The organism is Asticcacaulis sp. DW145 (assembly GCF_037101385.1).
In the GTDB taxonomy this organism is placed as follows: Bacteria; Pseudomonadota; Alphaproteobacteria; order Caulobacterales; family Caulobacteraceae; genus Asticcacaulis; species Asticcacaulis currens.
Window position 1 is genome coordinate 720,197 of sequence record NZ_AP029024.1, and the last position, 21,137, is coordinate 741,333.

The 21,137-nt window shown below is 63.0% G+C and carries 20 protein-coding genes; 10 read left to right on the forward strand and 10 right to left on the reverse strand.

Translation table 11 applies throughout. The features are described 5' to 3' along the window. Positions 1-29: 29 nt before the first annotated feature. The 3 genes from AACH73_RS03340 to AACH73_RS03350 all read left to right on the forward strand — a co-directional run bounded on the left by AACH73_RS03340 (position 30) and on the right by AACH73_RS03350 (position 3,711). Entirely contained in the window at positions 30-1,916 is a 1,887-nt protein-coding gene (locus AACH73_RS03340) for an ABC transporter ATP-binding protein (RefSeq protein ID WP_338735413.1), read from the forward strand. 197 nt (positions 1,917-2,113) lie between these two features. Continuing rightward, positions 2,114-2,623, forward strand: coding sequence for a histidine phosphatase family protein (locus AACH73_RS03345; protein WP_338735414.1), 510 nt, complete (start codon positions 2,114-2,116; stop codon positions 2,621-2,623). Next, positions 2,623-3,711: a quinone-dependent dihydroorotate dehydrogenase gene (locus tag AACH73_RS03350; RefSeq protein ID WP_338735415.1), complete on the forward strand. Its 1,089-nt coding sequence runs from the start codon at positions 2,623-2,625 to the stop codon at positions 3,709-3,711. Before AACH73_RS03345 ends, AACH73_RS03350 begins: the two co-directional genes overlap by 1 nt. Before the next feature lie 102 nt (positions 3,712-3,813). Here the strand turns inward: AACH73_RS03350 and AACH73_RS03355 are convergent, their stop codons facing one another. The 5 genes from AACH73_RS03355 to flgF all read right to left on the reverse strand — a co-directional run bounded on the left by AACH73_RS03355 (position 3,814) and on the right by flgF (position 8,380). Beyond that, complete coding sequence (locus AACH73_RS03355; RefSeq protein ID WP_338735416.1) at positions 3,814-5,127, reverse strand: O-antigen ligase; 1,314 nt, start codon at positions 5,125-5,127, stop codon at positions 3,814-3,816. 139 nt (positions 5,128-5,266) lie between these two features. Beyond that, positions 5,267-5,995, reverse strand: a complete 729-nt coding sequence (flgH, locus tag AACH73_RS03360; protein WP_338735417.1) for a flagellar basal body L-ring protein FlgH — start codon at positions 5,993-5,995, stop codon at positions 5,267-5,269. Positions 5,996-6,004: 9 nt separating this feature from the next. Next, positions 6,005-6,817, reverse strand: a complete 813-nt coding sequence (gene flgA / locus AACH73_RS03365; protein WP_338735418.1) for a flagellar basal body P-ring formation chaperone FlgA — start codon at positions 6,815-6,817, stop codon at positions 6,005-6,007. A 12-nt stretch (positions 6,818-6,829) separates the two neighbouring features. Continuing rightward, a complete protein-coding gene (flgG, locus tag AACH73_RS03370; protein ID WP_272740620.1) occupies positions 6,830-7,618 on the reverse strand; it encodes a flagellar basal-body rod protein FlgG in 789 nt (262 codons plus the stop codon). Positions 7,619-7,630: 12 nt separating this feature from the next. Then, positions 7,631-8,380, reverse strand: a complete 750-nt coding sequence (flgF, locus tag AACH73_RS03375) for a flagellar basal-body rod protein FlgF (RefSeq protein WP_338735419.1) — start codon at positions 8,378-8,380, stop codon at positions 7,631-7,633. A 363-nt stretch (positions 8,381-8,743) separates the two neighbouring features. Here flgF and AACH73_RS03380 point away from each other — a divergent pair, with 363 nt between their 5' ends. The 4 genes from AACH73_RS03380 (at position 8,744) to AACH73_RS03395 (ending at position 12,939) form a co-directional block, all read left to right on the forward strand. Further along, a complete protein-coding gene (locus AACH73_RS03380) occupies positions 8,744-9,874 on the forward strand; it encodes an ABC transporter permease (RefSeq protein WP_272740618.1) in 1,131 nt (376 codons plus the stop codon). Next, positions 9,871-10,602 carry an ABC transporter ATP-binding protein gene (locus AACH73_RS03385; protein ID WP_272740617.1) on the forward strand — a complete coding sequence of 244 codons (732 nt, stop codon included), beginning with the start codon at positions 9,871-9,873 and terminating at the stop codon, positions 10,600-10,602. The genes AACH73_RS03380 and AACH73_RS03385 overlap by 4 nt, the downstream gene beginning before the upstream one ends. Before the next feature lie 17 nt (positions 10,603-10,619). Continuing rightward, the gene (locus AACH73_RS03390; protein WP_272740616.1) at positions 10,620-11,639 is read left to right on the forward strand and encodes an efflux RND transporter periplasmic adaptor subunit; all 1,020 of its coding nucleotides are present in this window, start codon (positions 10,620-10,622) and stop codon (positions 11,637-11,639) included. A 193-nt stretch (positions 11,640-11,832) separates the two neighbouring features. Next, entirely contained in the window at positions 11,833-12,939 is a 1,107-nt protein-coding gene (locus AACH73_RS03395) for an acyltransferase (protein ID WP_338735420.1), read from the forward strand. 26 nt (positions 12,940-12,965) lie between these two features. Here the strand turns inward: AACH73_RS03395 and nadC are convergent, their stop codons facing one another. From nadC to nadA, 3 genes are all read right to left on the reverse strand, one after another. Further along, positions 12,966-13,814, reverse strand: coding sequence for a carboxylating nicotinate-nucleotide diphosphorylase (gene nadC, locus AACH73_RS03400; RefSeq protein WP_272740614.1), 849 nt, complete (start codon positions 13,812-13,814; stop codon positions 12,966-12,968). A gap of 1 nt (position 13,815) precedes the next feature. Continuing rightward, entirely contained in the window at positions 13,816-15,366 is a 1,551-nt protein-coding gene (locus AACH73_RS03405) for an L-aspartate oxidase (RefSeq protein WP_338735421.1), read from the reverse strand. A gap of 144 nt (positions 15,367-15,510) precedes the next feature. Beyond that, positions 15,511-16,626, reverse strand: a complete 1,116-nt coding sequence (gene nadA / locus AACH73_RS03410; RefSeq protein WP_338735422.1) for a quinolinate synthase NadA — start codon at positions 16,624-16,626, stop codon at positions 15,511-15,513. 262 nt (positions 16,627-16,888) lie between these two features. Between nadA and AACH73_RS03415 the strand changes: the two genes are divergently transcribed. The 3 genes from AACH73_RS03415 to AACH73_RS03425 all read left to right on the forward strand — a co-directional run bounded on the left by AACH73_RS03415 (position 16,889) and on the right by AACH73_RS03425 (position 18,513). After that, positions 16,889-17,350 carry a Dps family protein gene (locus tag AACH73_RS03415; RefSeq protein WP_272740611.1) on the forward strand — a complete coding sequence of 154 codons (462 nt, stop codon included), beginning with the start codon at positions 16,889-16,891 and terminating at the stop codon, positions 17,348-17,350. A gap of 229 nt (positions 17,351-17,579) precedes the next feature. Next, positions 17,580-18,011: an alternative ribosome rescue aminoacyl-tRNA hydrolase ArfB gene (gene arfB / locus AACH73_RS03420; protein WP_272740610.1), complete on the forward strand. Its 432-nt coding sequence runs from the start codon at positions 17,580-17,582 to the stop codon at positions 18,009-18,011. Beyond that, positions 18,001-18,513, forward strand: coding sequence for an N-acetyltransferase (locus tag AACH73_RS03425; protein ID WP_338735423.1), 513 nt, complete (start codon positions 18,001-18,003; stop codon positions 18,511-18,513). Before arfB ends, AACH73_RS03425 begins: the two co-directional genes overlap by 11 nt. Before the next feature lie 88 nt (positions 18,514-18,601). Here the strand turns inward: AACH73_RS03425 and AACH73_RS03430 are convergent, their stop codons facing one another. Together AACH73_RS03430 and AACH73_RS03435 are read right to left on the reverse strand one after the other, a co-directional pair. After that, on the reverse strand, positions 18,602-19,663 hold the full coding sequence (locus AACH73_RS03430; RefSeq protein ID WP_272740608.1) for a glycosyl transferase family 4 family protein: 1,062 nt from the start codon (positions 19,661-19,663) through the stop codon (positions 18,602-18,604). 120 nt (positions 19,664-19,783) lie between these two features. Beyond that, on the reverse strand, positions 19,784-20,989 hold the full coding sequence (locus tag AACH73_RS03435; RefSeq protein WP_338735424.1) for a pyridoxal phosphate-dependent aminotransferase: 1,206 nt from the start codon (positions 20,987-20,989) through the stop codon (positions 19,784-19,786). Positions 20,990-21,137: the final 148 nt, after the last annotated feature.

The window sequence follows — 21,137 nt, forward strand, 5'->3', positions numbered from 1 at the left end:
GATCCGCCGCTTTCGGCTACTGACGCCTCATGACCGGCGCGGCTGCCATGCGTGCGGCCCCATCCGAAAGCTGTGCCATGCTGACCGCCCTGTTTCGCCGTTTTGAGCGCCTGATCGACCCATTCCGGCCCTATCTGGAAACGACCCCGCCGGCGTCGATCGTGCCCTATTTTCTCGTCTATCTACGTCAGACCTGGCCCGTCTTCGCCGGCGTGCTGGCGGCGGGCCTCTTGGTCACCCTGACCGAGGTGATGATCTTCCGCTTCATCGCCGACATAGTGGATATTCTCAACACCACAAAGCCGTCGCAGCTTTGGGCGCAGCACGGGCACTATTTTATCGCCATGCTGCTGTTGTTAGGTCTTGGCTGGCCGCTGCTGGTGCTGATCCAGTCGCTTCTGCTGCAACAGGGGGTGACGACCAACTTCCCGGCCCTGATCCGCTGGCAGTCGCACCGCCACGTGGTGCGTCAGTCGATGAGCTTTTTCTCCAACGACTTTGCCGGTCGCGTGGCGTCCAAGGTCGTCGATAGCGCGTCGAGCGTGCGCAACACCTTGATTACCCTGTGCGACACCTTCCTCTACGTGCTGGTCTATTTCTCCAGTGCCCTCTACATGTTCTTTCAGGCCGATATCCGCCTGATCGTGCCGCTGAGCCTGTGGCTGATCGTCTATGGCCTGATCTGCTGGCGCTTTGTGCCCAAGCTGTCGAGCGCCTCTGAGCAGGCCTCCGAAGCCCGTTCGGCGCTGGTCGGTCGCGTGGTCGATAGCTACACCAATATCCAGACTGTCAAGCTGTTCGCCGACCCGTCGCGCGAAGACGCCTATGTTCGTGAGGCGCTGGAAGACAATACGGCCAAATGGCAGCAGCAACAGCGCCTGATCACGCGGCTGGATATCCTTGTGGCCTGTCTCAATGCCGCCCTTCTGCTTTCGACCGGCGTGCTGGCCGTGTGGCTGTGGGGGCAGGGGCTGATCACCGTCGGGGCCATCGCCCTGGTCGGCGCCTTGACGCAGCGCGTGCTCAACATGTCCGGCTGGGTGATGTTTCAGGTCACCAGCCTGTTTGAAAACATCGGCACGGTGCAGAACGGCATCGAGACCATCGCCAGAGCCCACAGCGTCAGCGACGCCCCGGACGCCAAAGCGCTGAGCGTCACGACGGGAGAGGTGCAATTTGACCGCATCCGCTTCAATTACGCCGAAGGCAAACCGGCGCTGAATGGCATCGACCTGACCATCGCGCCGGGCGAAAAGATCGGGCTGGTCGGGCCGTCCGGCGCGGGCAAATCGACGCTGGTCAATGTCTTCCTGCGCCTCTACGACCTCAGCGAAGGCCACATCCGGATCGACGGGCAGGACATTGCGCACGTCACGCAGGACTCCCTTCGCGCCCATATCGGCATGGTGACGCAGGATACGTCTTTGCTGCACCGCTCGATCCGCGCCAATATTGCCTATGGCCGGCCAGGGGCCTCTGATGAAGAGATCATCGAAGCCGCCCGCCGCGCCCACGCCTGGGACTTCATCCCCGACCTGCGCGACAATAAGGGTCGCTCCGGCCTTGATGCCCATGTGGGCGAGCGCGGCGTCAAGCTGTCCGGGGGGCAGAGACAGCGCATCGCCATCGCCCGCGTCCTGCTCAAAAACGCCCCCATCCTGATCATGGACGAAGCCACGGCGGCGCTCGATTCCGAGGTCGAAGCCGCCATTCAGGACAGCCTGATCGAACTTATGGCCGACAAGACGGTCATCGCCATCGCGCACAGGCTTTCCACTATCGCTCGGATGGACCGGCTGGTGGTGTTGGAAGAGGGGCGGATTATTGAAACCGGCACCCACGCCGAGCTTCTGGCGGCGCAGGGCCTCTATGCCCGCTTGTGGGCCCGCCAGACCGGTGGCTTTATCGCGGAGTGATTCGCGCTCGCGGCAGCGTTTGTCTCCTCCCGGTGCCGAAGGCCGGGTGAGGAGAGGTGCGCGTTGTCTCCTCCCTACGGCAAGCCGTGGGGAGGAGGAAGGGCCGCTGAACAACGCCACCGCCTAACACCGCGAATATGGCTTGAACCGCGACGGCTTTCGCGTCCATAAGCGGGCCAGAACAAGGAACACGACTCATGATGAAACACCTGATCGTCATGCGCCACGGCAAGGCCGAAAAGGACAGCGCGTCGGGCGAGGATTTCGAGCGCAATCTGATGCAGCGCGGCTTGCGCGAGGCCGCCGCCGTCGCCGAGGCGCTGAAAGCGCGCGGCCTCAAACCCGACTACGCGCTGGTCTCCGCCGCCCACCGCACGCACCAGACCTTCGAGGCCGTCAAGGGCGTGCTGGGTGACATAGCCGGTGAGGTGCGTGACGACATGTTCAATATGGGCGCGTCCGACCTGCGCCGTCTGGTCGAAGCGCACGAAGGGGCGGGCGATTGCCTGCTGATCATCGGGCACAATCCCGGCGTTCAGTATCTGGTGGTCGACTATATGACCGAAGGCGCGGCGTCTCAGGTCGATATCGACCGGGCGCGCGGCTCGTATCCGACGGCCGCCGCAACGGTGTTTACGGTCGATGTGGCCGGTCGCCCGATCTTCGATGACCTGCTAAAGCCCAAAGACCTGATCGGGGGCGAGTGATGGACCTCTACCGGCTGGCGCTGAAACCGCTGCATCTTCTGGAGGCCGAAGACGCCCATGCGGCGACGATTCTGGCGCTGAAATCGGGCCAGATACTTAATTTAGGGCCGCGCTCCAGCTATGATCCGCCGGAGCTGCGCACGGACATCGCTTTTAAGGGCGGGGCGCTGGCCGTGCGCAACTGCGTTGGCCTGGCCGCCGGGTTTGACAAGAATGCCGATGTGCCGCTGGCCATGAGCCGCGCCGGCTTCGGCTTTGTCGAATGTGGTACGGTGACGCCGTTGCCGCAGGCCGGGAATCCGCGCCCGCGTCTGTTCCGCCTCAGTGAAGACGAGGCGGTAATCAACCGTATGGGCTTCAACAACAAGGGGCTTGAAGTCTTTGCCAGCCATCTGGAGCGTTATCAGGGCCGCGCCTCGGCGCCGGTTCTGGGAGCCAATATCGGGGCCAACAAGGACGCTACGGATCGTATGGCCGATTACGTCACGGGCCTGAAACGCCTGTGGGGCCTGTCGTCCTATTTTACCGCCAACATCTCCTCGCCCAATACGCCGGGCCTGCGCGCCTTGCAGGGGCGGGCGCACCTCGATGAGCTGCTGGGGCAGATTGCGACGACGCGCGCCGATCTGGTGCGGGTGACGGGTAACAACTATCCGATTTTCCTCAAGATCGCGCCTGACCTCAGCGAGGAAGAAATCGCCGATGCGGTCGAAGCGACTATCGCGCACGGGCTCGATGCGCTGATCGTCTCCAACACCACGATCGAGCGGCCGGAGTCTCTGCGCTCAGCTCTGGCGACGGAAACGGGCGGGCTGTCGGGCGCGCCGCTATTCGGTCTTTCGACCTCGGCCTTGCGTAGCGCCTATAAGGTGGCGGCGGGGCGGCTGACCCTGATCGGGGCGGGCGGCATTGCCTCCGGGGCCGATGCCTATGCCAAGATCCGCGCCGGGGCGTCGCTGGTGCAGCTCTATTCGGCGCTGGTCTATAAGGGGCCGGGGCTGATTGATGAGATCAAGCGCGATCTGGTGCAGCGCCTGCACGCCGATGGCCTGACGCATGTGTCCCAGGCGGTGGGTTCGGGGGCTTAAGTTTGGGCCCCCACCCCCATCTGCGCTTCGCTTGATGGTCCTAACGCTGACGAAAGCTATACTTTCGCTGTCGCTATACCCCAGCAAGCTGGGGAGGTGTGATCAAGGTTCCATCCGGTTAGCCGTGAGTCGGGCCATGGCGCAGATAAACAGTACAAAGATCAGGTTGTTCTGCCCCAGGATGAAGCTTTCGGACAGGATCAGGAAGCTGAAGATGCACAGGCTCAGCACTGAGAAATAACCGTCGCGGACCCGCGCGAAGCGGAACACGCCGCAGAAAAAGGTCGCCGCCAGACAGGCCGCGAACAGGATCACCCCCACCCAGCCCAGTTGCACCAGCAGGTCCAGCCAGCCATTGTGCGCCGACGGCACGTCCCAGTGCGTCTCCTTCTTGACGATCTGGTTGGGGATGGAGTCCGGGCCCCAGAAGGCCTTATAGCCATAGCCGAGCCACGGCCGCTGATCCGAGAGCCGTAATAAGGAGTCCCAGATGGCCGTGCGCCCAGTCAGCGTCGGGTCCTTGCCCAGTGCCTTGAACACCGCTTCCGGCATCACAAAAAAGACCGCGCCGCCGATCAGCGCACAGGTGGCCGCGCCCCAGACAAACAGTACGCCGCGTACCCCGCCGCTGCGTAATGCCGAAAGGACCGGCATTGCCGCCAGCGCCAGCAAACAGGCCAGCAGCGAAGTCTTTGAGCGCGACATGATAATCAGGAAGAAGATCAGGGCCGCCGCCCCGATCCACAGGCCGCGCCGCTGCGGCAGGGTGAAGGCGCTGGCGCAGCAGGCCACAAAGCCGAAGGTCATCAGGGCCGCCATCTGGTTCTTTTCGTGCCACAGGCCGCGCCATGCCCCGGCATTGATGTCGTGATGCACGCCCATGGCGGGGTAGAAGAGGGCGGCCAGAATACTGCCGACGGCCAGTACGGAGAAGGTGCCGCCGACGATTTGCGTCAGGTCGCTGCCCTTGAAACGCGCCCCCAAATAGAGGCCGAAGAGAATGGTGAAGGCCAGCGCCAGTGAGCGGCGGCTCGTCACCTCCGGATTTATCGACCACCAGCCGGAGGCATAGCACAGGGCCACCAGCGCCGCACCCATACCCAGAGCGGGCAGAATGCGCAGGAAACGGTCGGCGCGGATCAGGCTGAGCAGCAGGGTCAGTCCATAGACGGGCAACCACAAAAGGCGCATCCACGACACTTCGCCACCGTTTTCCTGATTGGGGGCAAATAGCGGCGCCCACAGGGCTTCGGAAAACATGAAGACGCAGAAGGCCGCCAGCAGAGCTTCGAGGCGAAAAATGACCAGAGCCGGGCCGCTCAGCGGCGGTTCCGGCGTTTCGTTTGCGCCTCCCGGCCCCTTGGCGGGGGACGGGCGCACATAGTCGTCGCGTTCGTAGGCGGGGATGGCGGGCATGGGCGTCCAGTAGCGAGCCCCTGACCCTAACACCGAAATGTCAAAATGCGCTTAAATTCGCCGTCCGGCCAAGCCCGTCACCTCCGCGCCGCCACTATAGTCAGAGGCGGCGCTGTAGCGGCATGTCGGCGCATCCCAATTAAAACGGTGAAAACTTTTCCATCAGGTTTTGCGTCGCCGGTGCGGCCATCATGCGGCTGACGTCGCCGCGCCCGCCATAGGAGATGCGCGCTTCGGCCAGTTGCGTATGCTTGATGATATTGGCCGAGGAGATGTCCTGCGGATTGACGATGCCGGAGACGATCAGTTCGCGCACCTCGCGGTCGGTGCGCACCTCCTGAGAGCCCTGAATGATCAGATTGCCGTTGGGCAGCACGCCGGTGACGATGGCGGCGACGGTGAGCGAGATCTTTTCCGAGCGGTTGACGCTGCCGCTGCCGGAAAATTCGGTGGAGGAGTTGTTCGACAGGCCAGACGAAGGATTGTACTCACTGGGCAGAATTTTCCCAAGAGACGATTCCAGACCGAACACCTTGGGGATGGCCCCGCTGTATTTGCCGTCACGCTTGCGTGAGGTGGTGTTCTGGGTCTGCGCCTTGTCGTCGATGTCGATGGTTACGGTCAGGATGTCGCCGACGTGGCGGGCGCGCTGGTCCTTGAAGAAGGCCTTGGCCCCCGTGCGCCACAGCGAATTGGCCGAGGCCGAGGTCGATTCCGGCGTGGCATAGATCTGCTGCTGCGGCACCAGTTGTGCCGGAAAGCCCATCGGTTGCAGGGACGGGCCGTTGACGGCTTCGTTGACGCTGGCGCAACCCGACAGGGCGGCGGCAGACAGGGCAGCAACGGTGACAAGAACGGGGAAACGCATGGGTCTGCCTTAACGGGAGGAATAGAGGGCGCGGGCGCGCAGGTTTTGGGCCGTGTCGCCGGCGGCGGCGCTGCCCGGACCGGTGACGACGGCCTCGATGAGCTTTTTCGACTGCGGGTTCTGCACAAGGATCAGGTCGCCGATCGCGCCGTCCTTCTGGGCCGGGCCGGTCATGGACAGGCTGATGCCGTTGAGCTGCCAGCTGACCTTGACCATTTCGGTGCGCTTCACCACCACCGGGGCGGTCAGGTCGCCGGGGCGCACGACGCCCCCTTCGCGCACGGGTGTACGCACCGTCTTGCCGATGGCGGTTTCGGGATCGCTGATCAGGCTGCCGCCGGTCAGATGCGCCTGCACCGGCTGCCAGGCGATGTCGGTCGGCGCCACGATCTCCCCGGCGCTGAGGGCGCGGGTGAAGACCAGAACCTCCTTGGTGCGCCCGGCCTCGGCGCGGATCTGCGTCGCAGACGCCCCATCGGCCCCGGCGCGGATCTGCGTCGCAGACGCCCCATCGGCCCCGGCGCTGACGATAATGCGGCGCAGCCCCTGCGGATTGGGCCAGGACTGACCGGCCTGACGCGCCCGGGCCTGCACCTCACCGGCATCGAGGACAGCGATGGGCCCGACGCGTGTGCCCACCACCACATCGGCAGCGGGGCCCGCATTGTCGAACAGGTCGCCCAACGTGATCCGACCGTCGCCATCGGTCACCTGCGCCTTCAGAACCAGTGTGTCCTGCGCCTGAACGGGGGCGGCGGTAAGTCCGAGCAGGCTGAGGGCCGCGGCCCCGGTCAGCATCAGCATATAGACCGAACGGTGCATGGGTGGCCCCTATCAGCTGCGGAGGTTGCTGGTCACCGACAGCATGTCGTCGGCGGTCTTGATGACCTTCGAATTCATTTCGTAGGCGCGCTGCGCGACGATCAGGGAGGTGATTTCCGACACCGCATCGACGTTGGAGGCTTCGGTATAGCCCTGCATCAGGGTGCCGAAGCCGACACTGCCCGGCGTGCCGATATTGGCCGCACCCGACGCACCGGACTCCAGAAACAGGTTGTCGCCGATGGCATCGAGGCCTGCTTCGTTGAAGAAACTGGCGATCTGAAGCTGACCGACCACAGTGGGGGCCGTGACCCCGTCCTGCGTGACCGAGACCTGACCGGTCTTGGAAATGGTCACTTCCTTGCTGTCCTGCGGCAGGGTGATCTGCGGCTGAACCAGGTAACCGTCATCGGTGACCAGTTGCCCCTGATCGTTGACGGCAAAGTTCCCGGCACGGGTATAGGCGGTTTCGCCCGACGGCATCAGCACCTGAAAATAGCCGCGGCCATCGACCATGATGTCGTAAGGATTGTCGGTACGGGTGGGTGAGCCCTGCGTCAGGATGCGATAGACGCTGCCGGTCTTCACACCCCCGCCGACCTGAATACCGGTGGGCACGACCGTGCCGGCCTCTGACGACTGCGCGCCCATGCGCTCGACATTCTGATACAGCAGGTCCTGAAACTCGGCCCGCTGCTTCTTGAAGCCGACCGTGTTCATGTTGGCGATGTTGTGCGAGATGGTATCGACATTGAGCTGCTGAGCCGACATGCCGGTGGTGGCGGTTCTCAAAGCACGCATGGGTTATACTCCTTAAGCCGCCTTACCCAAGCGCTCGACGGCGCTGCGGTTCAGTTCGGCCTGTTGTTCGATGATCTTGCTGACCGAGGCATAGGCGCGGTTGATTTCGACCAGTCGGGTGACTTCGCTCAGGGCGTTGACGTTTGAATTTTCGATCATCCCCTGCCGCAGGCGCACATCGGTGGCCGGGTCGGGCGGGGTGTTGGTGGTGGCGCGGAAACGATTATCGCCTTGTTTTTGCAGGGCCGACAGGCTGGCGAATCGCACCACATTGATCTTGCCAATGCGGATCGAGCCGTCGGTGCTGCGCTGCGAGACCACGCCGTCAGCGGAGATGGAGGGGGCACCGAATTCGGGGTTGAGGCGGATTTCGCCGCCGTCGCCCTGCACGGGCAGGCCGTCACCGGTGACCAGCACGCCCTGCGGCGACACGGTAAAGGCACCGTCGCGGGTATAGAGCGGGCCATTGGCGCCGTTAATGACGAAAAACGCCCCTTCGCCTTCGATGGCCACGTCGTAATCCCCGCCCGTCGGGGTCAGGGCCCCTTGCGAAAAGTCGCGCCCGACGCCCTTGTCATAGGCAAAATTGGCCGGGGCCTTGATCGGCAGGTTGTAGGCGGGGCGGCCCTCTTCGGGTTCGATCAGCAACTGCTCGAACTTGTAGCCATTGGTGTTCATGTTGGCCAGATTGTTGGCCGTTACGTCCAGTTCGCGGCGCAGAACCAACTGACGCGACAGGGCGACATAGCTCGCATTATCCATTGTCGGCCTCCTTCAGCGACGGCGGGCATTAACCATGTTTTTGAAGAAGCAAGAGCCATGCCAGTCGGGTGAAAAATTCAATATACTGAATTTGTTGGGTAAAAACGGAAGATGGGCGTGGCTGGGCGGTGCAGGCGGCAAAAAGTGCCTTAAGCGCTGCGCGCCGCGATGTATCCGCCCGGTGCTTTCGCTTTCGTTACGTGGAATTAATTGGACGTGGAGGATGAAACTAACGATGTTAGGACGAAGAGGGCGGGGCACGTCCGGCACGGGTGCCGGAAGGGCGGTCGTTTCTCATCTGATTTAGGCGCGCAAGGGGCCGGAGATATCCGCTCGCCGCCCGTCGCCTGGGGAAACTTTTATATGTCTTTGGCTCTATCTACGCTTATCTATGAATGGCGGCGCTACATGGCCGCAGTCATAGCGCTGGCTGTGGCGGGTCTGCTAGTGCTGTCGCTGGTCGGCATGTTCATGGGGATCGGTAAGAACTTTACCGCGACCATCGACCGTTCGCCCGCCGACCTCATGGTGCTGCCGCCCGACTCGCAGGGTTTTGGCTCAAGCCAGCCGCGCCGCAATATCCCGACCCTTTATCAGCACCCCGAAGTAGTGGAGGTCATGCCCTATACCCAGCGCTGGGCAATGTGGGCGAACTTCCCCTCGCCGGGGCAGTCGGCCAAGCGCGACGGCGTACAGGTCATTATTGTAGACCCCATTGCGGGCGCGGTGACCCTGCCGAACGATTTCCCCGAAGACGTCATTCTGGCGCTTCAGGAACCTTATTCGGTCGTCGTCGATGCCACCTCTCTGGCCAAGCTGGGGGTCAAGGTTGGCGATAAGGCGCAGATGAACGGCCGCACGGTCAATGTGCGCGCTACCATCACCAACTATCCCAGCCTGTTCAACTCGATGGTCTTCATGTCGCGTCAGACGGCCAAGCTCCTCAATCTTTATGACGAAGGGCCGCGCGTCGGTTCGCTTCTGGTCAAGCTGCGCGATCCTGCGCGGGCGGCGATCGTGGCCAAGGAGTTGAACGACATGGGTAACAAGCAGTTCCGCGCCTGGACCCGAGAAGATCTGGCCCGCGAAAATCAGGCCGAGATGTTCAAGGAATCCTTTATCGTCATCATGCTGGGCTTTATGCTGATCGTCGGTGTTTTCATCGGGGTTGTCATCACCTGGCAGACGCTACAGGGGGCTATTCTGGCCAATATCAAAGAGTTCGCGTCGCTGCGGGCACTGGGAGTGTCGATGGGCAACCTTAACCTGATTATCATGGAGCTGAGCTTCTGGGTCGGGGTCGCGGGCCTGCTGATGACGGGTATCTTGCTGGTGGGCGTGACCGCGCTGGCCAATGCGGTGGGCCTGACCATGTTCTATCCCCTGTGGTCGATCATCACCATCGCCATCATGTTGCTGACGATCGCCGTCATTTCCGGCCTTCTGTCGCTTGGCGTGCTCAAGAAGAGCCAACCTGCGGATCTGCTGCGATGACCGGAAAACTTGCTATCGAAGCCAAAGGGCTGACCAAGAGCTACAAAATCGGCAAGATCAAGCAGCCGGTGCTCAAGGAAGTGAATTTCACCGCTTATCATGGTCAGGTAACCATGGTCATGGGGCCGTCGGGATCGGGTAAATCGACCCTGATTGCTGCCCTGTCGGGCCTGATGAAGCCTGACGAAGGCGAAGTGATCGCGTTGGGTGAAAGCCTGTGGAAGAAGAAAAAGGCCAAGATCGACCAGTTTCGTCTCGATCACTGCGGCTTCATCTTTCAGGGCTTCAACCTCTTCCCCGCGCTCAATGCCACCCAGCAGGTCGAGCAGGTGCTCAAATACTGCAAGGTGAAAAAGGGCGAGGCGAAAAAGCGCGCGGTTCAGGCCCTGACCGAGGTGGGTCTCGACAAGCGTCTGAAGCAGACGCCTTCGGCCCTGTCCGGCGGCGAAAAGCAGCGCGTCGCCATCGCCCGCGCGCTTTCCAAGAACCCGCAGTTGCTGTTTGCCGACGAACCGACCTCGGCTCTGGACTCCGTGTCCGGGCAGGTGGTCATCAAGCTCTTGCACCGGGCAGCCAAGGAGCACGGCGCCGCGGTCATTGTGGTGACCCACGACCCGCGACTCGAAGCCTATGCCGACCGTGTTATTCATATGGAAGACGGCCAGATCCTCAGCGACACCTTTGTCAACAGGCCTGAAGACGTTCCGCCTTCCGCCCCCCACGCCTGATCAGAGAACGATATACCATGCGCACCTCTCCTTCCTCCCTCCCGACCCGCAAACGCCCGTCAAAGGCACTGCTCCTCCTTCTGGCGGCCCCGGCCATCCTCAGCCTGGCGGCTTGTAACCCTCCGGCCCCCGGTGGCAAGGACGCCAAAAAGGGCGAAGCGGCGGCGGCCAAGCCCATCGTCTCGCCCTATGCGGCCATCGCCAACGGTAAGGCCGACGTCGAAGGCGGCGTCATCGAAGTCGCCGCCCGCCGCGCCGGCGTCGTGCACGAGGTGCTGGTCCAGGAAGGCGACGACGTGAAAAAGGGGCAGGTTCTGGCCCGTCAGGAAGCCGACACGGCGCAACTGGCCGTGCAGCGCGCCCGCGCCAATGTCGTTGAGGCACAGGCCGCCATGCGCCTGACCGAGGTCAATATCGACACCGCCAAGCGGGAATATGCCCGCTATCAGAAGCTGGCCGCGACCAATTTCGTCGCCGGTCAGAAGCTCGACGCGCAGGCCGACCTGATCCGTGAGGCCGAGGCGCGTCTGGCGGCGCAACAGGCGTCGGTGCAATCGGCGCAGGCCGCCCTGGCGCAGGCCAATTTCGATCTGGAACAGACCTATGTGCGCGCCCCGATGGATGGCCGCATCATCCGTCGTTTCGCCAACCCCGGTTCGGGGACGTCGACCCTGAACGTTTCGACCATGTTCCAGCTGGTCCCGGCCAATGCCGAACGCATCGTGCGTTCGGAAATCGTCGAAAGCTCCATCCCCGACGTCAAGCCGGGGCAAGAGGTCGAGATCGTGCCGGAAACCGATCAGACCAAGGTCTATGTCGGTTCGGTGAAGCGCATGGCCGCGACCTTCGGCTCGCGCAAGCTGTTGTCCGACAGCGGCAACGAAGCCTCGGATGAACGCGTCGTCGAAGTCGTGGTCACCGCCGATGCCGCGCCGCTGCTGATCGGTCAGCGCGTTCTGGTCAAGTTTATGAAGCCGGGCGAAAAGGCGGGCATCAAGCGCACGCCGCCGGCACCGACGACGCCTGAGAAGAAGTAAGACTGGCACTTAGCGGCCCCTGGCGGCCGGATTGCCAATGCGATGCGAAAACAACCCCGGCGCGGTTCGTGCCGGGGTTGTCTGTTATGGCGCGCACCGTCGCTCCCGATCACATACAGCCTTAGTCCATTTTAACCATATCTTTCAGACTGCGCTGCTTATCCTGACGGGACCAGAGGATGAGCCCCACAGGATGAGCGTTAGCGTTACCCCCACCGCCCCCCTGCCCAGAGCCGGCGGGGCCAGTCTGGATGTTCTGCGCTTTCTGGCGGCGGGCTTTATCCTACTGTTTCACTTCGGCGAATCGGCTCCCCGCCCCCTGGGTGAACTGGCCCCGGTCATGACTCAGGGCTGGCTGGCCACCGATTTCTTCCTCATGCTGTCCGGCTTCATCCTTATGCGCGCCTATGGGCCGCGCCTGGCGGAACAGCGCGTCAGCCCGGTGAACTTCGTCAGCCGCCGGGTCCTGCGCCTGTGGCCGTCGCACATCGTGGCGCTCCTGCTGATGCTGCTGGTCGTGGGGGTAGCGACCATGCAGGGCCATCCGCCCGGCCATGCCGAAAAATACACGGTCTGGGCCTTCTGCGAGCAACTGATCCTGATTCATGGCTGGGGCCTCAGCGACACACCGGGGTGGAACGTGCCGACCTGGACCCTGTCGGCTTTGGTCGTTTGCTACAGCGTCTTCAGCCTGTGCGCCGGTTCGGTCTTCCGCTGGCGGCGCATGGCGTTGATCACCGGGCTGCTCGCCGCGCTGTCTCTGGCGCTGGCTCTCGCGGCCCTGATCGGCCACTCCTTTGTCGATTTGCCATTTCGTTACGGGCTTGTGCGTGCCCTGCCGTTGTTTTTTATTGGCGCGCTGATGGAGCGACTGACCGCCGGGGTCGCCGTATCGCCCCGCATCTATGCGGCCGGCATGGCCCTCAGCGGTCTGATCGTCGTCGGTCTGGCCAGCCTGCCGCGCCATACCCTGTCGGATTTCATTATTCTGGGGGCGCTTGCGGCGGTTCTGGTGCTGTCGGCGGGGGTAAGTCTGCCCGAAACCCCTCTGACCAAGCGAATGGGGCGCGCCGCCTACGCCCTGTTCCTCATCCACTCGGTCGTCGGCGCCATCGCGCTGGGGATGGACGGGATGCTGGTCCACCGTTTTGCCCTGCCGGAGCCGCTGCACTGGCTGAGCTGGGGCCTGTGTGTGGTGGCGGCGATCGCCGCAGCGTTCGTGTTCGAGGCAGGGGTCGATCGCCCGCTGAGCCAGTGGGTCTCGGCGCGTCTAAACCGTGGGGTCAAGGCTGAGGCTTAGAGCTGGTTTCGTTCAAAAACTGTGTTTTAAACCGCATCAAGCCCGATATCGAAGACCGGGGCCGAGTGGGTGAGGGCACCCACGCTGATCACATCCACCCCGGTTTCCGCAATGGCGCGCACCGTATCAAGATTGACGCCGCCAGATGCTTCTAGAATGGTCTCGCCCTTGACCAGCGCAACCGCTTCGCGCAATTGCTCCAGCGTAAAGTTGTCGAGCATTACTACGTCCGGCCGGAACGGCAGGGCCTGTTTAAGCTGGGCCAGCGAATCGACCTCGACCTCGATCTTCATGGTATGACCGGCGGAGGCCTTGGCCAGTTCCAGCGCCTTTTCGACCCCGCCGCAGATGGCGATATGGTTGTCCTTGATCAGGATGGCGTCGTCCAGCCCGTAGCGGTGGTTGTGCCCCCCCCCGCACTTGACGGCGTGTTTCTGAAGGCCACGCAGCAGCGGCAGGGTCTTGCGCGTGCAGGCGATGCGCGTCGGCAGGTCGGCGACAAGACGTACATAGGTGCGCGTCAGGGTCGCTACGCCCGACAGATGAGACAGCAGGTTCAGCGCCACGCGCTCGGCCGCCAGAATGGCACGCGCATTGCCTTCGACGCGGGCGATGACGTCGCCGGCCACCACCTCAGCGGCGTCGGGCTTGACGATCTCAAAACGGATATGCGGGTCCATCAGGTTCATGGCCAGACGGGCGCAGTCGATGCCAGAGAGGATACCGGCTTCGCGGGCCTTGAACTCCGCCTTGAAGCGTGCGCGCGGCAGTATGACGGCGTCGGCGGTGACGTCACCGGCCAGCCCCAGATCCTCGCGCAGGGCGTCGCGGACCACGGGTTCGATGAGCAGATCAGGCAGTCCGGTAATGTACATCTCAGGCCACTTCCTTCTGGGGTTCCATCTGTATAAGGCCACCCTCTGTCAAACGGATGAAGGTGCGCTGCCCCTCTGCGGCCGTTTCGGGATAGTCCTGACGATAATGAGAACCGCGACTCTCACGCCTTTGCAAGGCGCATTGCGCTATCAGGCGCGCCGCGACCAGAGGTAACGCACCTTTGAACGCGGCCTCCAGCCCCGTGAGCGTTTCCAGCAGGGTTTTGAGGCCCGTTTCGTCACGGATGACGGCGGCGTGCGCCTGCATGGCGGTACGCAGGGTTTTGAGCGCCTGGGGCGTCAGGCGTGGTGGCGTCAGGGGGCGCTGCGCCTGTGCCGTATCGGGCGCGAATGTGGTGCGCGCCGCGACCTCAGCAACCTTGCGACCGACGCGCTCCCCAAAGGCAGCGGCCTCCAGAAGGCTGTTCGACGCCAGACGGTTGGCCCCGTGCACACCGGTGGACGCACATTCACCAACGGCAAACAGGTTTGTCAGGCTGGTCTGGCCGTCGATATCGGTGCGGATGCCGCCCATGTGATAGTGCGCCGCCGGGGCGACCGGGATGGGCGTCGTGCGCGGGTCAATTCCCGCCGCCATACACGAGGCGAAGACGGTCGGAAATTCTTGCGGGAAGTGCTCGCCTATTGCTTCGCGGCAATCGAGGAAGGCCCCCCCCAGAGTCGTATTGGCGCGGTGCACGGCGCGAGCCACAATGTCACGCGGGGCCAGCTCGCCGTCCGGGTGATCGTCAAAGGCAAAACGATAGCCGTCCTTGGTGATCAGGGTCGCGCCTTCGCCGCGCAGGGCTTCGGTCGCCAGAGGGGCGGGGTCGGCCCCTATATTGATGGCCGTCGGGTGGAACTGAACGAATTCCGGATCGGCGATTTCGGCTCCGGCCAGAGCGGCCATGGCCATGCCTTCGCCGCGCAGATTGGCCGGGTTGGTGGTCACAGCAAATAACCCGCCCGATCCGCCTGACGCCAGCACCACGACGGGGGCAAAGACCTCAATCGGGCGACCGCCGCGTTCGACCACGGCCCCGATGACCGTCTGGGCGTCGGATCGGATCAGGCCGGTGGCGACCGCCCCTTCCCAGATGTCGATATGCTGCGCGGCCTTCGCGGCGACGACTACGGCCTCCAAAATCTTCTTGCCGGCCAGATCGCCGCCGACGCGCGCTACGCGGGCAAGGCCGTGCGCGGCTTCGCGGTTGAGCACGAACGAACCGTCTGCATGGTGGTCGAAGGGCGCGCCGATGGCGTTGAGGCGACGCACCACGTCCGGCCCCATGCCAGTCAGGGCGTGGGTGGCGGCAAGGTCATTGATGCCCGCCCCGGCGATCAGCGTGTCCTGCGCGTGCGCTTCGGGGGAATCCTGCGGCGACAGGGCCGCCGCGATACCGCCCTGCGCCCAGGCCGAAGAACAGGCGGCACCCAGCTCGACCGGGGCCAGCACCAGAGTCGGCTGCGGCGCGGCATTAAGCGCGACCGAAAGCCCGGCCAGCCCTGCACCGATGATCAGCGGACCGTTATGGATGTAAACTTCAGGCATTTTCAGCGCCTTTTCAAACCCCTCTCCCCGTGTACGGGGCGAGGGTTGGGGTGAGGGGGCCATACCTGTGCCCCTGACTCCCCCTCATCCGGCTTCTGCTTCGCGTCGGCCACCTTCTCCCCACAGGGGAGACGAGAGGGAGATTTAACTTATCAACTCGACATCGACATGGTGGCGGGCCTTGATCATATCGTAGCGGGCCGGGGTGATGGTAGGCGGCATGTCGATCATGCGCTGCACCGACAAGCGCGCCTTGTCGATAATGGCGGCGTCCACCGTCACTTCGTGCGTCATAGTCAGCAGCGAGGCATAGATGCCTTCCAGCGTGATGCGCTTCATATGCGGGCACAGATTGCACGGCCGCAAGAACTCAACGCCTTCGCCCGCATCAGCCGTGACATTATCGGCCATGGAACATTCGGTGATCAGCACCACCTGTTTCGGCTTGTTCTGCATCACATAGTCGGCCATGGCCGTGGTCGAGCCGGTGAAGTCACAGGCGGCGATCACGTCCGGCGGGCATTCCGGGTGGCCCAGCACCACCGCGTCGGGGTGGGCGGCGCGCACTTCGGCAATGTCCTGCGCATTGAAACGTTCGTGCACTTCGCACGCGCCTTTATAGGCGATGATGCCGATGTTTGTTTGCCGCGCCACGTTGCGGGCCAGAAACTCATCGGGGACCAGAATGACGCGGTCCACGCCCCATTCCTTCGCCGCCCATTCGACCACCTGCACCGCATTGGCGGAGGTGCAGCAGATGTCGGTTTCGGCCTTCACATCGGCGGTGGTGTTGACGTAGGAGACGACCGGCAGGCCGGGGTAGCGCTGCTTGATCAGGCGCAACTGTTCGCCCGTCAGGCTGGAGGCCAGCGAACAGCCGGCGCGCAGGTCGGGGATCAGCACGGTCTTTTCCGGGGCCAGAATCTTCGAGGTTTCGGCCATGAAGTGCACGCCGCCCTGCACGATGATCTTCGCGTCCGACTTTGCGGCTTCGCGCGCCAGACCGAGCGAGTCGCCCACATAGTCGCCGACGCCGTGGAAGATGTCGGGCGTCATATAGTTGTGCGCCAGAACGACGGCGTTTGTCTCACGCTTGAGACGGTTGATGGCCGCGATCAGCGGGGCCTGAATCTGCCATTCAATGGGCGACACCTTGCCCTTGAGGCGCGCGTAAATCTCTGCGGTTTCCGCCTCGATGTCGGGCGTAAAGGCCAGCGCGCCAAGGGCTTCGTCCACGATCGGGTTTTTGCTGTGCAGCATTTTATTCGTCTCCTCGCGCCGCCGGACCGCTCCGGTGACCCTTATGCTCATTTTCAGCATAAGTGGCATTAAAATACGCCTTTGGCCGATCATTGCAAGGCCACCCCGTAAAAAAACCATCACATATTGTATCGCTTTGGGGATGTGTCTCGCCGGGGTTTCACAAAATCCGTGAAAACCGGAATTGTCGGTTATGGGTCATTGAAACTTTATAACGAGGTGCGCATATCGCTGAGGACGTCTGTTTATAAGGGTAACCATTATGCCGAAAGCCGCCGAAACGCCTGACACCCCCGTCTGCCTCGAACTGTCGAAGGTGCTGGCCGACAGCTATAACCTCTATCTGAAGACGCACGGCTATCACTGGAATGTGCGCGGGCCGCAGTTCAACAGCCTGCACGCCATGTTCATGGCCCAGTACACCGAGATGTGGACGGCGCTGGACGAAATCGCCGAGCGCATCCGCGCCCTGGGCGAACTGGCCCCCATGTCGGGCGCGGCCTTTGGCAACCTGTCTTCGATCAAGGAAGGCGATGCCACCAAATCGGCCAATGAGATGCTGAAAGAGCTGGCCGAAGGACACAAGACCCTGATCGCCACGCTGAAAAACGCGCTGAAAGTCGCCGAAGAGGCCAGCGACGACCCCACGGTGGACCTCCTGACCGTGCGCCTCGGCAGCCACGAAAAGCACCTGTGGATGATCTCGGCCTCGCTGGAGGATTGAGCCTCATGCCGAAAAGTGGTCTCACTTTTCGGATGCACATGAGGTGTTAAAAAATGCAGGGGCACGGCCCCTGCACCCGTAACTGGGAGCGGGTGGGCCGTCCGCGCCAAACAAAATCAGGATGCGCTCGATTTGGCAGGTTCAGATCGGGCGCATTTTTGTTATGCAAGCGCATCCCGAAAAGTGTGCAGCGGTTTTCGGGTCCAGATGCGCGTCAAAAAGAAAAGTCATGATCTTCATTACGCCCAAAATCTCTGTCGATGAGGCCGAACTGAGCGAGAGCTTTGTGCGCGCATCCGGTGCGGGCGGGCAGAATGTCAACAAGGTCTCGACCGCCGTTGAGCTGCGCTTTTCGATATGGGAAAACCAGACGATCCCCTATGAGGTCAAGCAGCGCCTGATCGCGCTGGGCGGGCGGCGCGTGACGCAGGACGGCGTGCTGGTCCTGTTCGTACAGACCCACCGCACGCAGGATATGAACCGCAAGGCGGCGCGCGAACGCTTTGTTGAACTGCTGCAACGCGCGGCCGCCCCGCCACCGCCGCCGCGCATCAAGACCAAACCGACGCAAGGGGCGGTGCGCCGGCGTCTGGTGGCCAAATCCATCCGGTCGGGCATCAAATCCGGCCGCCAGAAACCTTTGGGCGAAGATGAAGACTGAGATCCGACCGGCCACCGCCGCCGATGCCGACGCCATTCTGACGCTGTATCGCGACGTTGCGCGCCTAAGCGGCGGGTTGGCGCGTACCGAAGCCGAGATTACGGCGGACTATATTACCGGCAACCTGACGGCGGCCCTGACGCGCGGGGTGTGTCTGATCGCCGAAAGTGACGGGCGCTGCGTCGGGGAAATCCACGCCATCGCGCCGATGCCGAAGCAATTTGCCCACGTCCTCAGCGACCTGACCGTGGCCGTGTCGCCCTCGGCGCAGGGGCAGGGGATCGGGCGTCGCCTGTTTGAGGCGTTGATTGCCCATAGCCGCCAGAAAACGCACATCCGGCGCATCGAGCTTCTGTGTCGCGAAGGCAATGCGCGCGGCATCGCCCTCTATGAAAGTCTGGGCTTTGTGCGGGAGGGGCGGCTGAAAGGGCGCGTCCACCTGCCCGACGGCACGGTCGAAGACGATCTGTTTTTTGGGCTTATATTGAACTCCAAACCTTGATGCGCCTTACGCATCAAGGTTTGGCAAGGGCGACCACCCGCCGCCGCTTATGCGGCGAGCCATGCGGCGTCTGAGCTGCAAAAAACGCTCACGCTGTGAGCGTTTTGCGTACTCTGAACCAGCCATAGCACAGGGCGGCGACCACAAGGCACAGGGCGGCAAAGCGCAGTTCGACGCCGGTGGTTATGCCGATCAGGCGGGCCCCTGTGCCAATGGCGCACGACACGGCGCACAGTCCCCAGACTTTCAGCGCCAGACGCCCATGATCCGGGTCGCGGTGGATCAGCCACTGCTGATAGAGGTGGTCCTTGTGCGCCTCAAACAGGTTGCGTTTACGCCGCGCGCGCCAGATCAGGGTGAGCAGCACATCGACCAGCAGCGGGGCCAGCAGGAAGCCGCCCAGCCAGATCGAGGCGATCTGATGCGTGCTGAGGACCAGCGCCCCGCCGGTCACCAGCGCCCCGCCGAACAGCGACCCGGCATCGCCCTGAAACACGCGGTTGAGCGGCAGGTTGAACGGCAATAGCCCGCCAAAGGCCCCGCCGGTGGCTAAAAACACCAGCAGCACACCGCCCAGCATCGACACGGGCTGCGACCCGAAGGCCAGCACAAACCCGGCATAGATCAGCAGGCACACGGCCTGCGTACCGATAGCCAGACCGTTCGACCCGTCCATGAAATTGATGGCATTCAGCCCCAGCACCAGCCACGCGGTTGCGGCCAGCACCCCCAGCGGAAACGGCACGGCCAGAGTCAGGCCGGGGGCGAGGATCAGCTCATGCACCGGATAGAGGCTGGCAAAACCCGCACACAGGATGATCTGAAACAGCAGACGCGCCTTGGCAGGCAGATCCAGCACGTCGTCAATCGCCCCCGACAACCCGGCCAGAGCGGCAAAGCCAAACAGCCACAGGCCGGTCTGCGGCACATGAACGGAAAGTTCTAAAACGCCAAAAGCGATGGCCAGTCCGCTGGCGGCCATGACGGCCAGCCCGCCGCTGGTCGGGGTCGGAGCCTTGTGCGCCCCGCGCTCACGCGGAATATCGACCGGCCCGCCGCGGATGGCCAGTTGTGCCAGCAGCGCCGCCAGGCCCGCCGCGATGGCGACAATGCTCAGACAGGCGAGGGGAGAGAGAAGCCACTGCGTCACAGGCGCACCTCAACGCATCCTCGCCCCGGCAGGAGGAGGATGGCCTCCGCTCCGTAAGGCGCTGAGGCCGGGTGAAGGGATAGGGTCGAATGGCTGCGCAGACGCGGTGCCCGTACCGGCTTACTTCAGCGAGGCGCAGAAGCGCTGGATACGCTCGCAGGCCTCGGTGAGCACCGCTTCCGACGTCGCGTAGGAGATACGGAAGAAGGGCGACAGGCCGAAGGCCGCGCCGTGCACCACGGCCACGGTTTCCTGTTGCAGCAGTTCCGAAGCGAAGTCCTCGTCGGTCTGGATGACCTTGCCCGACGGGGCGGTCTTGCCGATCAGGCCTTCGATCGACGGATAGACATAGAAGGCGCCTTCCGGCGTCGGGCAGTGTATGCCTTCGCAGGCGTTCAGCCCGGCGACGACTAGATCGCGGCGCTTCTGGAACACGGCGGCGCGCTCCGGGATAAAGTCTTGCGGCCCGTTGAGCGCTTCGACGGCGGCCCACTGCGCGATCGAGCAGGGGTTGGAGGTCGATTGCGAGATAATCTTTGACATCGCCTTGATCAGCGGCTCAGGCCCGGCCGCATAGCCGATGCGCCAGCCGGTCATCGAATAGGCCTTCGACACGCCGTTCATGGTCAGGGTGCGGTCATAAAGCTCCGGGCAGACCTGAGCGATGGTGGTGTATTTGAAGCCATCAAAGGTCAGGTGCTCATACATGTCGTCGGTCAGGATCCACACCTGCGGATGACGCTTCAGCACTTCACCCAGCGCTTTCAACTCGGCCTCGGTATAGGCGGCGCCCGACGGGTTGGACGGCGAGTTGAGGATCAGCCACTTGGTCTTGGGCGTGATGGCGGCTTCCAGCGTTTCCGGCTTCAGCTTGAAGCCCGTGGACATTTCACCGACGGCGAACACCGGCGTACCGCCGGCCAGCAGCACCATGTCCGGATAGGACACCCAGTATGGGGCCGGGATGATCACTTCGTCGCCGACATTCACCGAGGCCATCAGGGCGTTATAGATGACCGGCTTGCCGCCCGGCGACACCGACACCTGCGTCGTCTTGTACTCCAGGCCATTTTCGCGTTTGAACTTCTCGACGATGGCCGCCTTCAGTTCCGGGATGCCATCGACGTCGGTATAGCGGGTTTCGCCGCGCTTGATCGCCTTGATGGCGGCATCGCAGATGTTTTCCGGCGTGTCGAAATCCGGTTCACCCGCACCCAGCGAAATGACCTTCTTGCCCTGACGGGCCAGTTCGCGCGCCTTGGCGGTCACGGCGAGGGTGGGGGAGGGCTTAACGCGCTTCAGCGTATCGGATTCGACGAAGGTCATGGGTGTCGCCTCTTAAATATCTGGCTTTATGGGCGGTGGAGGTTCGCCCCTCTTTTGCGCGAAGGGCGGCGTTTGTCCAGCACTGTTGCAGGATTGTGCGACATTTTCGCAAAGGCGTGGCCCAGAGGTCGTACAGATGGTTTCGTCC

Excerpts from the sequence above, each read along its gene's own strand:
- AACH73_RS03340 (WP_338735413.1), top strand. The coding sequence starts at position 30 with ATGACCGGCGCGGCTGCCATGCGTGCGGCCCCATCCGAAAGCTGTGCC.
- flgA (WP_338735418.1), bottom strand. The coding sequence starts at position 6,817 with ATGCACCGTTCGGTCTATATGCTGATGCTGACCGGGGCCGCGGCCCTC.
- AACH73_RS03405 (WP_338735421.1), bottom strand. The coding sequence starts at position 15,366 with ATGCCTGAAGTTTACATCCATAACGGTCCGCTGATCATCGGTGCAGGG.
- AACH73_RS03415 (WP_272740611.1), top strand. The coding sequence starts at position 16,889 with ATGCCGAAAGCCGCCGAAACGCCTGACACCCCCGTCTGCCTCGAACTG.
- flgF (WP_338735419.1), bottom strand. The coding sequence starts at position 8,380 with ATGGATAATGCGAGCTATGTCGCCCTGTCGCGTCAGTTGGTTCTGCGC.
- AACH73_RS03350 (WP_338735415.1), top strand. The coding sequence starts at position 2,623 with ATGGACCTCTACCGGCTGGCGCTGAAACCGCTGCATCTTCTGGAGGCC.
- AACH73_RS03395 (WP_338735420.1), top strand. The coding sequence starts at position 11,833 with ATGAGCGTTAGCGTTACCCCCACCGCCCCCCTGCCCAGAGCCGGCGGG.
- AACH73_RS03355 (WP_338735416.1), bottom strand. The coding sequence starts at position 5,127 with ATGCCCGCCATCCCCGCCTACGAACGCGACGACTATGTGCGCCCGTCC.
- AACH73_RS03435 (WP_338735424.1), bottom strand. The coding sequence starts at position 20,989 with ATGACCTTCGTCGAATCCGATACGCTGAAGCGCGTTAAGCCCTCCCCC.
- flgG (WP_272740620.1), bottom strand. The coding sequence starts at position 7,618 with ATGCGTGCTTTGAGAACCGCCACCACCGGCATGTCGGCTCAGCAGCTC.
- nadA (WP_338735422.1), bottom strand. The coding sequence starts at position 16,626 with ATGCTGCACAGCAAAAACCCGATCGTGGACGAAGCCCTTGGCGCGCTG.
- AACH73_RS03390 (WP_272740616.1), top strand. The coding sequence starts at position 10,620 with ATGCGCACCTCTCCTTCCTCCCTCCCGACCCGCAAACGCCCGTCAAAG.
- flgH (WP_338735417.1), bottom strand. The coding sequence starts at position 5,995 with ATGCGTTTCCCCGTTCTTGTCACCGTTGCTGCCCTGTCTGCCGCCGCC.
- AACH73_RS03345 (WP_338735414.1), top strand. The coding sequence starts at position 2,114 with ATGATGAAACACCTGATCGTCATGCGCCACGGCAAGGCCGAAAAGGAC.
- arfB (WP_272740610.1), top strand. The coding sequence starts at position 17,580 with ATGATCTTCATTACGCCCAAAATCTCTGTCGATGAGGCCGAACTGAGC.
- AACH73_RS03425 (WP_338735423.1), top strand. The coding sequence starts at position 18,001 with ATGAAGACTGAGATCCGACCGGCCACCGCCGCCGATGCCGACGCCATT.
- nadC (WP_272740614.1), bottom strand. The coding sequence starts at position 13,814 with ATGTACATTACCGGACTGCCTGATCTGCTCATCGAACCCGTGGTCCGC.
- AACH73_RS03385 (WP_272740617.1), top strand. The coding sequence starts at position 9,871 with ATGACCGGAAAACTTGCTATCGAAGCCAAAGGGCTGACCAAGAGCTAC.
- AACH73_RS03380 (WP_272740618.1), top strand. The coding sequence starts at position 8,744 with ATGTCTTTGGCTCTATCTACGCTTATCTATGAATGGCGGCGCTACATG.